Annotated in this window: 14 protein-coding genes, 1 pseudogene and 1 riboswitch; of the genes and pseudogenes, 5 read left to right on the plus strand and 10 right to left on the minus strand. The window is 60.7% G+C overall.

What is annotated here, in order from left to right; genetic code table 11:
- Nucleotides 1–149 precede the first annotated feature (149 nt).
- The 6 genes from NXC14_RS20405 to soxR form a co-directional block, all read right to left on the minus strand.
- Complete coding sequence (locus NXC14_RS20405; protein ID WP_085779677.1) at nucleotides 150–1,706, minus strand: NADH-quinone oxidoreductase subunit NuoF; 1,557 nt, start codon at nucleotides 1,704–1,706, stop codon at nucleotides 150–152.
- Nucleotides 1,703–2,182: a formate dehydrogenase subunit gamma gene (locus NXC14_RS20410; protein WP_085779678.1), complete on the minus strand. Its 480-nt coding sequence runs from the start codon at nucleotides 2,180–2,182 to the stop codon at nucleotides 1,703–1,705. The genes NXC14_RS20405 and NXC14_RS20410 overlap by 4 nt, the downstream gene beginning before the upstream one ends.
- Nucleotides 2,183–2,316: 134 nt before the next feature.
- A complete protein-coding gene (locus NXC14_RS20415) occupies nucleotides 2,317–3,210 on the minus strand; it encodes a LysR family transcriptional regulator (RefSeq protein WP_085779679.1) in 894 nt (297 codons plus the stop codon).
- A 77-nt stretch (nucleotides 3,211–3,287) separates the two neighbouring features.
- Nucleotides 3,288–3,629 (minus strand): metalloregulator ArsR/SmtB family transcription factor, encoded by a 342-nt coding sequence (locus NXC14_RS20420; protein ID WP_085779680.1) that lies wholly within the window; start codon nucleotides 3,627–3,629, stop codon nucleotides 3,288–3,290.
- 103 nt (nucleotides 3,630–3,732) lie between these two features.
- On the minus strand, nucleotides 3,733–4,503 hold the full coding sequence (locus tag NXC14_RS20425; protein WP_085780221.1) for an SDR family oxidoreductase: 771 nt from the start codon (nucleotides 4,501–4,503) through the stop codon (nucleotides 3,733–3,735).
- A 124-nt stretch (nucleotides 4,504–4,627) separates the two neighbouring features.
- On the minus strand, nucleotides 4,628–5,098 hold the full coding sequence (soxR, locus tag NXC14_RS20430) for a redox-sensitive transcriptional activator SoxR (RefSeq protein ID WP_085779681.1): 471 nt from the start codon (nucleotides 5,096–5,098) through the stop codon (nucleotides 4,628–4,630).
- A gap of 331 nt (nucleotides 5,099–5,429) precedes the next feature.
- Nucleotides 5,430–5,543, plus strand: a riboswitch (TPP riboswitch).
- A gap of 160 nt (nucleotides 5,544–5,703) precedes the next feature.
- On the opposite strand from soxR, the gene NXC14_RS20435 reads away from it, so the two are divergent.
- The 5 genes and pseudogenes from NXC14_RS20435 (at nucleotide 5,704) to NXC14_RS20455 (ending at nucleotide 10,608) form a co-directional block, all read left to right on the plus strand.
- Nucleotides 5,704–6,510 carry an ABC transporter permease gene (locus tag NXC14_RS20435; protein ID WP_085779682.1) on the plus strand — a complete coding sequence of 269 codons (807 nt, stop codon included), beginning with the start codon at nucleotides 5,704–5,706 and terminating at the stop codon, nucleotides 6,508–6,510.
- Complete coding sequence (locus NXC14_RS20440) at nucleotides 6,507–7,373, plus strand: ABC transporter ATP-binding protein (protein ID WP_085779683.1); 867 nt, start codon at nucleotides 6,507–6,509, stop codon at nucleotides 7,371–7,373. Before NXC14_RS20435 ends, NXC14_RS20440 begins: the two co-directional genes overlap by 4 nt.
- A gap of 10 nt (nucleotides 7,374–7,383) precedes the next feature.
- Nucleotides 7,384–8,394 (plus strand): ABC transporter substrate-binding protein, encoded by a 1,011-nt coding sequence (locus NXC14_RS20445; protein WP_085779684.1) that lies wholly within the window; start codon nucleotides 7,384–7,386, stop codon nucleotides 8,392–8,394.
- An 89-nt stretch (nucleotides 8,395–8,483) separates the two neighbouring features.
- Nucleotides 8,484–9,703: pseudogene (locus NXC14_RS20450) on the plus strand (acyltransferase).
- A gap of 167 nt (nucleotides 9,704–9,870) precedes the next feature.
- Nucleotides 9,871–10,608: a sugar transferase gene (locus NXC14_RS20455; RefSeq protein ID WP_085779685.1), complete on the plus strand. Its 738-nt coding sequence runs from the start codon at nucleotides 9,871–9,873 to the stop codon at nucleotides 10,606–10,608.
- A 402-nt stretch (nucleotides 10,609–11,010) separates the two neighbouring features.
- On the opposite strand, the gene NXC14_RS20460 is transcribed toward NXC14_RS20455, so the two are convergent.
- The 4 genes from NXC14_RS20460 to NXC14_RS20475 are packed head-to-tail and all read right to left on the minus strand — an operon-like array spanning nucleotide 11,011 to nucleotide 13,991.
- Entirely contained in the window at nucleotides 11,011–11,418 is a 408-nt protein-coding gene (locus NXC14_RS20460) for a F0F1 ATP synthase subunit epsilon (RefSeq protein WP_085779686.1), read from the minus strand.
- Entirely contained in the window at nucleotides 11,418–11,657 is a 240-nt protein-coding gene (locus NXC14_RS20465) for a hypothetical protein (RefSeq protein WP_085779687.1), read from the minus strand. Before NXC14_RS20465 ends, NXC14_RS20460 begins: the two co-directional genes overlap by 1 nt.
- Complete coding sequence (atpD, locus tag NXC14_RS20470; RefSeq protein WP_085779688.1) at nucleotides 11,657–13,084, minus strand: F0F1 ATP synthase subunit beta; 1,428 nt, start codon at nucleotides 13,082–13,084, stop codon at nucleotides 11,657–11,659. Before atpD ends, NXC14_RS20465 begins: the two co-directional genes overlap by 1 nt.
- Nucleotides 13,085–13,106: 22 nt before the next feature.
- A complete protein-coding gene (locus NXC14_RS20475) occupies nucleotides 13,107–13,991 on the minus strand; it encodes a F0F1 ATP synthase subunit gamma (RefSeq protein ID WP_085779689.1) in 885 nt (294 codons plus the stop codon).
- Nucleotides 13,992–14,008 lie beyond the last annotated feature (17 nt).

Genomic DNA, 14,008 nt, shown 5'->3' on the forward strand with positions numbered 1-14,008 from the left:
CTCATCCGCCTGCCGGCACCTTCTCCCCGCAAGCGGGGCGAAGGGGTATGCCGCACCACCTTCACTCGATACGCGCCCTCGTGGCACGTCTCCTCTCCCCGCAGGCGGGGAGAGGGTTAGGGTGAGGGGCAACTTCGAATAAAAAACCATTACTCAGCCGCCTCCACGACCGGTGCCGGCGAAAAATCTTCCGGGAAATGCGTCATGGCGCTCATCACGGGATAGGGCGTGAAGCCGCCAAGCGCACAGAGCGACCCGAATTTCATGGTATTGCAGAGATCGCCAAGCAGTACCCGGTTCTTCTCCGGCTCGATGCCGCGCGCGATCTTGTCGACCGTCTCGACGCCGCGCGTCGAACCGATGCGGCAGGGCGTGCATTTGCCGCAGCTTTCGACGGCACAGAATTCCATGGCGAAACGCGCCTGCTTCAGCATGTCGGCCGTGTCGTCAAAGACGACGATGCCGGCGTGGCCGATCAGCCCATCCTTGGCGGCGAAGGCCTCGTAGTCGAAAGGCGTATCGAACAGCGCCCGCGGGAAATAGGCGCCGAGCGGCCCGCCGACCTGAACCGCCTTGACCGGCCGGCCGGTCCTCGTTCCGCCGCCGATCCTGTCGACGATATCGCCGAGCGAAAGACCGAAAGCGGTCTCATAAAGCCCGCCATATCTGACATTGCCGGCGATCTGCAGCGGAATGGTGCCGCGCGAGCGGCCCATGCCGAAATCGCGGTAGAAGGCGGCGCCCTTCTCCATGATCACAGGCACTGAGGCCAGTGAAATCACATTGTTGATGACGGTCGGACAGTCGAACAGGCCCTTATGCGCCGGCAGCGGCGGCTTGGCGCGCACGATGCCGCGCTTGCCTTCGAGACTGTTCAAGAGAGCCGTTTCTTCACCGCAGACATAGGCGCCGGCGCCGGTGCGCACCTCGATATCGAAGGCGCGGCCCGAGCCAAGCACCGATGGGCCGAGAATGCCGCCCTGTCTGGCAATGCCGATGGCCTCGCTCATCACAGCGATCGCATGCGGATATTCCGAACGGGTGTAGACGAACCCCTTCGTGGCGCCGGTCGCAAGCCCCGCAATCGCCATGCCCTCGATCAAGACGAAGGGATCGCCTTCCATGATCATCCTGTCGGCAAAGGTGCCGCTATCGCCCTCATCGGCGTTGCAGACGATATATTTGCGTTCGCCGCTGGCATCGAGAACGGTCTTCCACTTGATGCCGGTGGGAAAACCGGCGCCGCCGCGTCCGCGCAGGCCGGAATCCGTGACTTCCTTGACGATTTCGGCAGGCGTCATCGAAACGGCGCGGCGAAGGCCGGCAAGGCCGCCATGCGCCTCATAATCGCCGAGCGAAAGCGGGTCGGTGATGCCACAGCGGGCGAAGGTCAGGCGGGTCTGTTCCTTCAGGAACGGGAGGTCTTCAACCTCCCCGAGACAGAGCGGATGGCCGCTCCCGTTCAGCATTCCGGCGTCGAACAGAGCAGGCACATCCTTTGCCTTCACCGGCCCGTAGCCGATGCGCTTGCCGGCGGCCTCGACCTCGACCAGCGGTTCCAGCCAGAACATTCCGCGCGAGCCGTTGCGCACGATCTCTGCATCGAAGCCGCGGGCGGCGATCTCCTGGGCAATCGCCTTTGCCACCTTTTCGGCCCCGAGCGCCAGCGCAGCGGCATCGCGCGGAACATAAATCTTGACTGTCATCGACGTGCCTCCGCAACGAGTTCCGCCGCCATCTGATCGTCCACGCGGCCATAAACCTCGCCGTCGAGCATCGCCGACGGGGCGCAGGCACAAAGGCCGAGACAGTAGACCGGCTCCAGCGTCACGGCGCCGTCGAGCGTCGTCTGATGAAAATCGATCCCGAGCAGCGCCTTGACGCGATCGGCCAACGCGTCGCCGCCCGTCGACTGGCAGGCCTCGGCGCGACAGAGCTTCAGCACATGGCGGCCGGCGGGATGGTCGCGATAATCGTGGTAGAATGTCATCACCCCGTGCACTTCGGCGCGCGAGAGGTTCAGTTCCTCCGCAATCACAGGCAGGGCTTCCTGCGGCACATAACCGAATTCTCGCTGAACCTCGTGCAGAATGGGAAGCAGCGGTCCTTCAAGGAAGCGAAGGTCGGCGACGATGGTCCGCGTACGCGCTGCGATATCGCCTTGGGCGATATGAATGGTCATCAGGCAGCCCTCCCGGCGGCTCGCTCGTTTCGGGATGGCAGGCCTCCCCAGCCGAGCGCCATCGTGCAGACAACATCTCAGGGAAGCCGATGACGATCAATAAAGCTATCTCGTGGATTGATAGGTTTTTTCTATCAGAGTTCCTCATCCCGCACGAGCACTCTCGCTTCGTGCAGCAGGGCCGAAACGAGCGGGGTGAAGGGCTCCCGATAGGGTGCGACGAGGCCAACCAGATGGTGGGCTTCCGGTTCGACAATCGGAATCATCCGGATCTCCACCGGAAAACCAAATGATTTCGCCACGTTGCGCGGCATGATGCTCGCCCAGCGTCCGGTCCTGACATGCGAGAACAGCACGATCATCGAATTGGATTCGAGCGTCGGATGCACAGTGGCGCCGGCTTCCGTCAGATGCCGGTTGATGATGCGGCGGTTCTGCATGTCGGCGGTCAATAGACAAAGCCGAAGATCGCCGACCTCCTTCCAGGTCACATTGTCGCGATCGGACAGCGGGCTGCCTGCAGCAGTGATCAGATGATAGCGCTCGGCATAGAGCGGAACACTGGTGACCCGGCCGAGCGGCTCGTTTTCGAGATAGGTGATGCCGGCGTCGATTTCGAGATTTTCGAGCATGCTCAGCACCTGCAGCGAGTTCCGCGAGACGATCGAGAAGGTCACTCCCGGATGTCGTTCCTGAAAGGGCGTGGTGATGCGCGATAGCATGGCGAGCGCCGTCGGAATGGCGGCAAGGCGAATATGGCCGGAAAGTCCGCGGCGGGCCGCGCGCATCTCCTCGCGCATGGTGCGGGCATCGCCGACGATGCGCCGGGCCCATTCCAGGACGCGCTGGCCCTCCGGCGTCAGCCCCTGAAAGCGCGAGCCGCGCTGCACCAGCATGACACCAAGCTGATCCTCGAGCTGCCGGATCGCGGCTGAAAGCGTCGGCTGGGAAACCCCGCACTCCTCCGCGGCGCGGCCGAAATGCTTTTCGTTGGCAAGGGCGATGAAAAATTCCAGCTTGTCGATCATCCGGTCTCCCGATCCGGCGCGAAATCATCCGGATCAGCTATCTTCGACGCAGCAACCGTGCTCCGCAAGGGCGGGTACTAATTGTTTTCAGCAGCCGGAAAAAGATCGAAGAGCGATTCAAGGAAGGCAAGCACGTTTGTATTACCGATACGGTAATAGACCAGCCTGCCCTGACGGCGCGTATTGACGAGACCTTCGAGCCTCAAACGCGCGAGCTGCTGCGAGACCATTGCCTGCTGAATGCCGAGGATGTTTTCGATTTCACTCACCGTCCGCTCCTCGGTCGCGAGTATGCAAAGAATCAGAAGTCGAGTCTGGTGCGCCAGCGCCTTCAGCAGATCGCTCGCCTCACGAGCGTTTCCAGCGAGTTTGTGCAGTTCCTGACCGGACATTCCCGGCTCGGGCTTGGGCAATGGCATTCGACATCTCGGAAGGGAAGCAAAAAGGCAGATCAGCACAATAGCATATTCGCACACACGAATTTGCCAAAAGTGAAGAAATGTCAAAAAAGGTCTAACTAAATCAGCAGATAAGCTGGCCGCCATTGATCTCGAGGACCTGGCCGGTAATGTATCCGGAGAGCGAGGGCGCCGCCAGAAACAGATAGGCGGGAGCGCAATCCTCCGCTGTGCCCAGCCGCTGCAAGGGAATAGTCTTTCTCGTCTGCTCCAGCTTTTCGCGGGAGGAATAGCGCTCGTGGAAATCCGTCTCGATCGTTCCGGGCGAGACACAATTGACGCGGATGCCATCCGGCGCGAGCTCGCGGGCAAGCGCCTTGGAATAGGTCGAAACGAAGGCTTTCGAGGCAGAATAAATCGAAGAACCGGGACTGCCGCCGGTCAGCGCGGAAATTGAAACGGTGTTGACAATGGCAGCGCCTTCCGCCGCCTTCAATGCCGGCAGCAACGCACGCGTCAGCGCCACCACCGACGTCTGGTTCAAACGCACAATCGCCTCATAATCTGCGTCAGTCAGTGTGGCAGCTGGAAAACGGCCGAGCATAGTGCCGGCGTTGTTGACGAGCACATGCACCTTGTCGAAAAAGGTAAGCGCATTTTCGGCAAATTGCGCAGCGCCGCCAGCGGCAGTGAAATCGGCGTGCAGCAACAGCGCCCGTCTTTCGGATTCAGCCGTCAGCAGAAAATCCGGCAGATCGCGCCCCGGTTTGCGTCCAGTATGGACGATCACCTTCGCGCCGCAGTCCAGGAACTGCCGGGCCACTTCGAGACCGATGCCCCGCCCGGCGCCGGTTACGATGACATTGCGATTCTCGAATAGTCTCGGATGGAACACGAAGCTGTCCTCCTCGCGGACAATGCCGACTGTTGCGCCATTCGCCCTTAACATATGAGCGCGCCGACCGAAAGAAAGGCAGGGATCATCTTTCCGCCAGAGGCTGGCGCTCTTCGCTGAAAGTTCATACTTCGATTTCGGTCTCCAGCAGCCGTGCGCCTGGCCCTTCCTCGCCGAGCTGATCGAAGGGATTGCGCAACGGACAGCTTTCGATCGACAGGCAACCGCAGCCGATGCAGCCGGTCAGACGGTCTCGCAGCAGGCTCAGCCGTCTGATTCTCGTGTCGAGTTCATCCTTCCAGCGCGCCGACAGCGTCTGCCAGTCGGCAATCGTCGGCGTACGCCCCTGCGGCAGGGAGGCAAATGCCGTCTGGATTTCCGAAAGCGGAATGCCGACACGTTGCGCCACCTTGATGATGCCGAGCCGGCGAAGGACATCGCGTCCGTAGCGCCGCTGGTTGCCGCGCGTGCGGATACTCGAGATCAGCCCCTTGGCCTCATAGAAATGTAGCGCCGAGACGGCAAGACCACTGCGTTGCGCCACTTCGCCGACCGTCAGAAGCCTGCCGAGCGGCGTGGCAGAAATCCTATTCATCGCCTATTGACCTCAATATTAGTTGAGGTTTTATAACCGCTGCTTCCCCGGCCGTAAAGCACGAGGCGCAGGAAGGAGCGTCAGTGAGATCATCCGGTCGATACAAGCTGAAATGATGGCGTCGGCGCTTGCCCGGCCCGCGCCGATCGCCCCTGCCGATATTGCCGCCTGAAAGACAAGCGCTCGGGGTCCGTTCCCGGCAGGTACGGAACCTCGGAAAACACCCGGACAGGACCTCCGTCCGGGTGTTTTTTATCTGCGCCCCATCCGACCGGGCGGACGGGTTTGCAATTTTGCGGTTGCGGCAAGAAAACCCCGATGATAGTTTTCGCCGAAATAACAGGGGAGCTCCGTGTCGCCGGGGCTGAGATGTGAGGCGCAAGCCTCCGGACCCTTCTAAGCTGATCTGGGTAATGCCAGCGGAGCGAGGTCCAAATGTATTCCGGCGCGCAAGTGTCACTCTACCGGACGTCCGGCAATTCCGTCGGCATCCCTATCGATGCCCTCAAGGCAACCGCCCCAAATCGCGGCAGGCTGCGCATCGACACCGATGCCCTCGACAGGTTTGCGCGAACGGCCCGGCGAAAGCCTGAAACCGAACGCCGATGACATCGCCACGACCATCGGATTCGCGCCTTGCGACGCTCTATCTCGCCGTGTACCGGGCAATGCCCGCCTTGCTCGCAGGCTTTGCTTTTCTGGCGGCATGGGAACTCTATGTCGATCTTTCCGGTATCAAACCGTCCATTCTGCCGGCGCCTTCGCGTATCCTTGTCCAGGGCTGGCTGAACCGAGAGGCGCTGATAGCAAACACCTGGCCGACGCTCGGAGCGACACTCGGTGGTTTCGCCCTGTCGCTCGCCTTCGCCTTCGTCTCCTCGATCCTGATGGATTTCATGCCCTTCATGCGCCGGGCAATGCTGCCGATCTTCATCGCCAGCCAGACTTTGCCGCTGGTGGCGATCGCGCCTCTCGTCGTCCTCTGGTTCGGTTTCGGCCTTTTGCCGAAGATATTGCTGGTGGCGCTCGTCACCTTCTTTCCGCTGCTTGTTGCCCTGCTTCAGGGCTATGAGGCGACCGATCGCGACATTGCCGAGCTCTTGAATTCGATGAAAGCGAGCCGCTGGCGCATTTTTCGCCTGGCGCGGTTTCCCTCGTCCCTGCCCTATTTCTTCGCCGGCCTCCGAATCTCGATCACCTATGCCGTCGTCGGTGCGATCTTTGCCGAATATGCCGGCGCTGCAAGCGGCCTCGGCATCTATATCCTCAACGCCAAGAACAATTTCCGTCCCGATCTCGTGCTCGCCGCCGTGATCGTCAGCGCTCTGTTGACGCTCTGCCTCTTCGCGCTGACGCTGGTTATCCAGCGTTTCGTCATGCCCTGGCAGCCATCCCAGGAGCGGCGCCGATGACCGGTCAGATGCTTGAGCTGCGCAACATCTCGAAGTCCTTCGACGGCATGAAGGTTCTAGACGACATTTCGCTCGCCGTCGCAGACGGCGAGTTCGTCTCGATCGTCGGCCCATCCGGCTCCGGAAAATCGACCGTGCTGAGACTGCTGACACAGGCGCTGCGACCCGATTCCGGCGCCATGCTTTTCAACGGTGCAGCGCTGGAACAGACGCCGCATTCCTTTGCCTTCATGCCGCAACGCGATGCGCTGATGCCCTGGCGCCGGATCATCGATAATGCCGCGCTCGGCCTGGAAGTGAAGGGCATGGCTCGCCGGGCTGCCCGCGCCGCTGTCGCGCCCCTCTTCGAGCGGTTCGGCCTTGCCGGCTTCGAACATCACTACCCCGCCTCTCTTTCCGGCGGCATGCGCCAACGTGCTGCGCTGCTGCGCACCGTCATCCAGGAGCAGGACATGCTGCTGCTCGACGAGCCCTTCGGCGCGCTCGATGCGCTAACCCGCACGCAGATCCAGGAGTGGCTGCAAGGCATGTGGACCGAACATCGCTGGACGGCGCTGCTGATCACCCACGATGTTCGCGAGGCCGTTTTCCTCTCCGACCGGATCTACGTGCTGTCTGCCCGTCCGGCGCGTGTCATCCGCGAATTCCGCGTTCCCCTGCCCCGCCCGAGAAGCATTGCCGATCTCGGTTCGCCGGCGGCCCAGGCGATCGAGACCGAAATCCTGCAAACCCTGCTTCATCCGCTAGAACAGGATGGTTTTAGGCCGGTCGGCCCAAAATCTGAATCCTGTTCCAATTTAAAGAGTTGGAGTCTGATGTCGTTCGAAAACCGGACTTTTCGGCGTCATGCTCTAAAGACCTGAGGAGGTCACCATGCCGCTTCTCACCCGCCGCCAGACGATGCTCGCCGCCATCGCGACAAGCCTCGCCGGCCGCGTCGCCTTCGCTCAATCGGCGCCCGCAAAGGTTCGTATCGCGCTCGACTGGACGCCCAACACCAACCACATCGGCATCTACGTCGCCAAGGCGAAGGGCTTCTACACGGCCGCCGGCCTCGATGTCGAAATTCTACCCTTTACCGACACGAGTGCCGGCACGCTGGTATCAAACGGGGTCGCCGGTTTCGGCATCAGTAGCGAGATCGAGGCCCTGACGCAGCGTGCTGGCGGCGGTGACGTGAAGATGGTCTACGGCGTCGTCCAGACGGAAACCGCACGCCTGATCTTCAAGGGCGGGCGGGACGACATCAAGAGCCCTAGAGATCTCGATGGAAAGACCTATGGAGGCTTCGGCGGCACTTGGGAAAGCGCGCTGGTCTCGGCGATGATCCGCAATGACGGCGGCAAGGGCGACGTCAAGACCGTCACCCTCGGCACCTCCGCCTATGAGGCGCTGGACAATGGCTCGATTGACTTCACGCTGGAGATCTACACCTGGGAGGGCATCGCCGCTGAGTTGGAGAATCGGAAGATCAGCCGCTTCCACTATTCCGATTACGGCATTCCCGACGAGCAGACGACAGTCATCGTTTCCAGTGACGCCTATCTCTCTGCCAGTCGAGAACACGCGCGCGCCTTCATCCAGGCCACGCGTCAAGGCTACGTCTACTCCATCGATCATCCCGACGAAGCCTGCGACCTGCTGATATCAGGAAGTAACGGTGCGCTGATGAACACGGAACTGGTAAGAGCATCTCAGAAGGCGTTGATCGAAGGCCATTTCCTGAGATCCGAAGCCGGCGTGATCGGCACGCTTGATCCGGCAAAGGCCGATGCCATCGGCGCTTTCCTGGTCGAGAACGGCATTCTCGTCGATGCGAATGGCGTCGTGCTCAAGGAGAAGCCGGACTTTTCCACCTATTACACCAACGAACTCCTCGGCTGAGCCCGCCCGGGGCCTTGCCGAGGCGGTCTTCCCAGGCAATTCTTTGCGCCCGGGCGGTTTGAGCCGAATCGGGCAGGGCGGGGAACGACATGCGAGCACAGGACAGACTGGCCGGAGCCGACTTTCTGCGCGCAATGGCCTGCTTGTTGGTGCTCGCGCACCATCTCGCGCTCCGGCTGGATATGCGCAGAATTCCGGATGAATTTGCGGCAACGGCAAACGTCCTCCGCTTCGGCAATTTCGGCGTCGCCATCTTCTTTGTGCTCAGCGGCTTTCTGCTTGCCCGCCCCTTCTGGCACGCTCTCGACGCCGGCGGCGCCATGCCCAGCCTTGGGCACTACGCCATCCGCAGGTTGGCGCGCATCGCTCCGGGCTTCTGGGTCGCCACCAGCGTCAGCTTCGTCCTTAGCCTGACGCTGCTTGCCCTGCCGCTGACGCCGGAACTCGTCGTCCGCTATATTTCGGGACTGTTGTTCATGAGCCAGTGGCATTGGCGCACGTTTTTTCCCGTCGAAGCCGATGGGCCGCTCTGGTCCATTCCCTTCGAGGTCACCAGCTATGTGCTCCTCCCGGTCGGCTTTTTCGTGCTGTTTCGCTTGCCGCTGCTGCGGCAACGTCCGTTCTTCGCCCGCGCCGCCTGGCTCTGCGTCATTGCCGTGGTCCTTCTTGCCCATCTGATGATCCTGAGGCTCTTTGCGCTCGATGATATCGGGCGCGGCTGGGCATATGGCCTTCAGGGTGGAGCGAAGGAATGGATGCCCAACTATAATCCGATCGGCTTCTTTGCTGTCTTCGCGCTCGGCGCGCTTGCCGCCGGCATCGAAGTGATGTTGCCCGCAAGACGATCTCCCTGGTTCGACGCCGCGGCACTCCTCGCCGTCGCGGTTGCCGCTTACCGCCTCCTCATATCCCCAGGCGGCTCGGCCGAAGGTTACGGTTGGCTTCACATCCCCTATGGATTTCCGGTCTTCCCACTGGCCGTTGCAACAGCGCTCGTTTCACTCAGCCATTCGCAGCGTCTGGGCAGGCTGCTTGATAACGCTCCCTTCCGCTACATCGCCAAGATCTCCTTCGGCATTTACATCTGGCAGGAGATCATCCTGACATTGATCCAGAGACTGGACCCCGGCTCGTTCGGCGCCTCCTCGGAGAATGTGGTCACCGGTTGGATGCAATCCTGCACACTGACAGCGGCGCTCGTTTTTCTGGTGGCAAGCCTCAGTTATTATCTGTTGGAACGACCAGTAATCGATTTTGGCAATCGCCTGACATCGCGCCGCCTCATCGGGCTACTCCTTTAGAAGTATAACTTCGAACGCCGCTCAACTAGAGGCATTAAGGTTAACGCGAAATACTCCCATTTTTGGCGTCTTTATGCTTACCGATTTCTTATTTATAACGATGACAAACCATACGTAAGCATGTATCTGTCTCCCCGCTGTTCAGTATCGCATCTAAACTTCTGGGCATTGAGTAATGTATGCTTTTACTTCGAAGATAAGTTCACGCTTCGATTCGTCTCAGCGTCAGAACAAAATCCGGACCCTGGTTGTAGCGAACTCCAACATTCGCCAGCCGGACAGCTTTTCCGGTGTCGAAGGGAGGGCGGCTCTGCGATTGGCCGTAAAGCGGCTGATTGATATCGTCATCTCGGCCAGCGCTCTGCTCGTACTGGCGCCGCTTTTCCTGGCAATCGCTCTTTTCATCAAACTCGACGATGGAGGCCCCGTATTCTTCCGCCAGATCCGTTGGGGCCTGAACGGGCGGAAGATCACCGTCTTCAAGTTCCGCTCGATGCACATCGAAGCTTGCGATCCCAGCGGCATTCAGCAGACCGTCAAGGGCGACAGCCGGGTGACAGGCTTCGGCGCTATGCTCCGCAGGACCAACATTGACGAGCTGCCGCAGCTTCTGAACGTCCTCAGGGGCGACATGTCCCTGGTCGGTCCGCGCTGCCATGCCATCAACATGCGCGCAGCCGGCCGGCTCTACGAAGAATTGGTCCCGAACTACCACCACCGCCACGTCATGCGCCCCGGCATCACCGGCCTCGCGCAGACACGCGGTTGGCGCGGGCCGACCGCACGGCCGCTGCAAGCCCGGGCCCGGATCGCCTGCGATATCTATTATGTCAGGCATTTCAGTCTGCTGCTCGACCTGAAAATCCTGTTCAAGACGCTGGTCATCGAGCTGCGCGGCGGCACCGGCTTCTAGAGCAATTCCAGGAAAAGTATGGGACGGTTTTCCGTTCGGAATTGCGTAAAATAAAATCTTAGGGCGATTCTGCGCTTCGGTGAAAACCTGAACCGCTCTCGAACCCTCCTGGTTGGTCCATAGCGTCGCACGCGCAAAAGTGCGACACTGCAAAAACGACATCAGCCAAACGAAGCGCTAAAGCGCGAGAAGCAAGTCAGCAACGCGGGTATCAAGGGCCATAGCGCCTTTGCGCGCCCTGAAGACGCGCGGCGCTGCAAATGTGGCCTCTCGGTCATGAGCCCGACAAAAGCGGTTTTGAACGCCCGCTCTTTTTCAAATCTTTGATGAGGCGCTTCGAGCTCGCTCGCAGAAATGAAAAAGCGGCCTCGCGGGCCGCCTTTCATCGAAGCTGTCGATTGGTCAATCCTGCTGGACGATGCCACTAAGATGCGTCAGTTCCATGATGAAATGCTCGAGCTTCGACTTGTGCTCGTGCAACTCGGCATGTTCGAGTTCCTTGCGGGCTGCCTCGATGCGACGGGTCAGTTCGTCCTTATGGAGTTCCTCGACTGGAACGGCGGACTCTGCCAGCAACGTGCAGCCGGTCGGCAGAATGTCGGCAAAGCCGCCGAACACGACATAGTCCTGCTTCTTCCCAGAAGCTGAACGCACGCTCACGACACCCGGCTTGACCGTCGTCATCGTCGGCGCATGGTGCGCCATCACGGTCATCTCGCCCTCAGTCGCGGGAATGACGACCTCGGTCACCATCTCCGACAGCAGCAGACGCTCCGGCGAAACGAGCTCAAAGTTGAAATTGTCAGCCATCAGTGACTTACCTTCTCGGCTATGGCTTTTGCATCTTGCAATTTGGTCCCGCAGAACGGGCAGTGCAGTATCGCCTGGTCGAGATATCCGAGACCTTCTTCGGTCTGAACCAGTCCCACGACCATCATGATCACGCCGTTATCGGCACGGTAGATGATCGGTGCGGCTGGCTCTGGGAGTTCCGCCACGACCCCTTTCAGGGAGTCGCAGCAGAATATCTCGTCCTTAGCGTCGCTCATCAAGCAGCAGCGAGCTTCTTGGCCTTTTCGATGGCTTCATCGATCGAACCGACCATGTAGAAGGCAGCTTCCGGCAGGTTGTCATATTCACCGTTGACGAGGCCCTTGAAGCCCTTGATCGTGTCTTCCAGAGCAACCAGCTTGCCCGGCGAGCCGGTGAAGACTTCGGCGACGAAGAAGGGCTGCGACAGGAAGCGTTCGATCTTGCGGGCGCGGGCGACGGCCAGCTTGTCTTCTTCAGACAGTTCGTCCATGCCGAGGATGGCGATGATGTCCTGCAGGGCCTTGTAGCGCTGCAGCGTCGACTGAACCTTACGAGCGACCTCGTAGTGCTCTTCGCCGACGACCATCGGGTCGAGCATGCGCGAGGTGGAGTCGAGCGGGTCGACGGCCGGGTAGATACCCTTTTCAGCGATCGAGCGCGACAGAACGGTCGTTGCGTCCAAGTGGGCGAACGAGGTTGCCGGTGCCGGGTCGGTCAAGTCGTCGGCCGGAACGTAAATGGCCTGAACCGAGGTGATCGAGCCGGTCGTCGTCGTGGTGATGCGTTCCTGCATCTGGCCCATGTCGGTTGCGAGCGTCGGCTGGTAGCCGACGGCCGACGGGATGCGGCCGAGCAGAGCCGACACTTCCGAACCTGCCTGCGTGAAGCGGAAGATGTTGTCGACGAAGAACAGAACGTCCTGGCCCTGGTCGCGGAAATGTTCTGCGACGGTCAGGCCGGTCAGAGCGACGCGAGCGCGGGCGCCCGGCGGTTCGTTCATCTGGCCGTAAACGAGCGCAGCCTTGGAGCCTTCGCCGCCGCCGTGCTTGTTGACGCCCGATTCGATCATTTCATGGTAGAGGTCGTTGCCTTCGCGGGTACGCTCACCCACGCCTGCGAAGACCGAGTAACCACCGTGCGCCTTGGCGACGTTGTTGATCAGCTCCATGATGAGAACGGTCTTGCCGACGCCGGCGCCGCCGAACAGGCCGATCTTGCCGCCCTTTGCGTAAGGAGCGAGAAGGTCGACGACCTTGATGCCGGTGACGAGGATCTGCGCTTCCGTGGACTGCTCGACGTAAGCCGGAGCGTCCTGGTGGATGGCGCGCCTGTGAGCGGTGGTCAGCGGGCCTGCTTCATCGACCGGCTCGCCGATGACGTTCATGATACGGCCGAGCGTTTCGTCGCCGACGGGAACCGAGATCGGAGCGCCGGTATCGACGACCTGCTGGCCGCGAACGAGACCTTCGCTCGAGTCCATGGCGATGGTGCGGACTTCGTTTTCGCCCAGATGCTGAGCGACTTCGAGAACCAGGCGGACGCCGTTGTTGTCGGTTTCAAGCGCGTTCAAAATCGCCGGCAGTTCGCCTTCGAAAGCAACGTCGACGACGGCGCCGATAACCTGGGTGACTTTGCCGACAGAGCGGGTAGCTGCCTCAGCCATATTCTTACCCTCTTTCCCTAACTCAGAGCGCTTCCGCGCCCGAAATGATTTCAATCAATTCCTTGGTGATCTGAGCCTGACGCTGACGGTTGTAGCTCAGCGTCAGCTTGTTGATCATCTCACCGGCATTGCGCGTCGCGTTGTCCATCGCGCTCATCTTGGCGCCCATCTCGCCCGCGACGTTCTCAAGGAGAGCACGGAAGATCTGGACGGAGATATTGCGCGGGATCAGGTCGTCGAGGATCGACGCCGGATCCGGCTCGTATTCATAGACGGCGCTTGCATGTTCTGCATCCTGGGCGACGGCTTCGGGAGCCTTGGCCGGGATGAGCTGCTGGGCGGTCGGAACCTGTGAGATGACCGACTTGAACTCGGAGTAGAACAGCGTGCAGATGTCGAACTCGCCGGCCTCGTACATCTCGATGACGCGCTTTCCGATCTGGTCGGCATTCTCGAAACCGATCTTCTTGACTTCGCGCAGTTCCTTGCGCTCGATGATCAGCGATGCATATTCACGCCGCAGGATATCGTAGCCCTTCTTGCCGACGGTGAAGATCTTCACCGTCTTGCCCTCGGCAAGCAGCCTGCGGACATGGTCGCGCGCAAAGCGGGCAATCTGCGAGTTGAAACCGCCGCAAAGACCGCGTTCGGCCGTGCAGACCACCAGCAGATGGACCTGGTCCTTGCCGGTGCCGGTCATCAGCGCCGGCGCGCCATCCGCCTCGGTGACGGCCTTGGCAATGTTCGCCAGAACCGCACCCATGCGCTGCGAATAGGGCCGGGCGGCCTCGGCCGCCTCCTGCGCACGCCGAAGCTTCGCCGCGGCGACCATTTTCATCGCCTTGGTGATCTTCTGCGTCGCCTTGACGGAGGCGATCCGGTTTTTCAGATCCTTAAGTGAAGGCATCCGTTATCCGTCCTAAC

Source organism: Rhizobium sp. NXC14, from assembly GCF_002117485.1.
Lineage (GTDB): Bacteria > Pseudomonadota > Alphaproteobacteria > Rhizobiales > Rhizobiaceae > Rhizobium.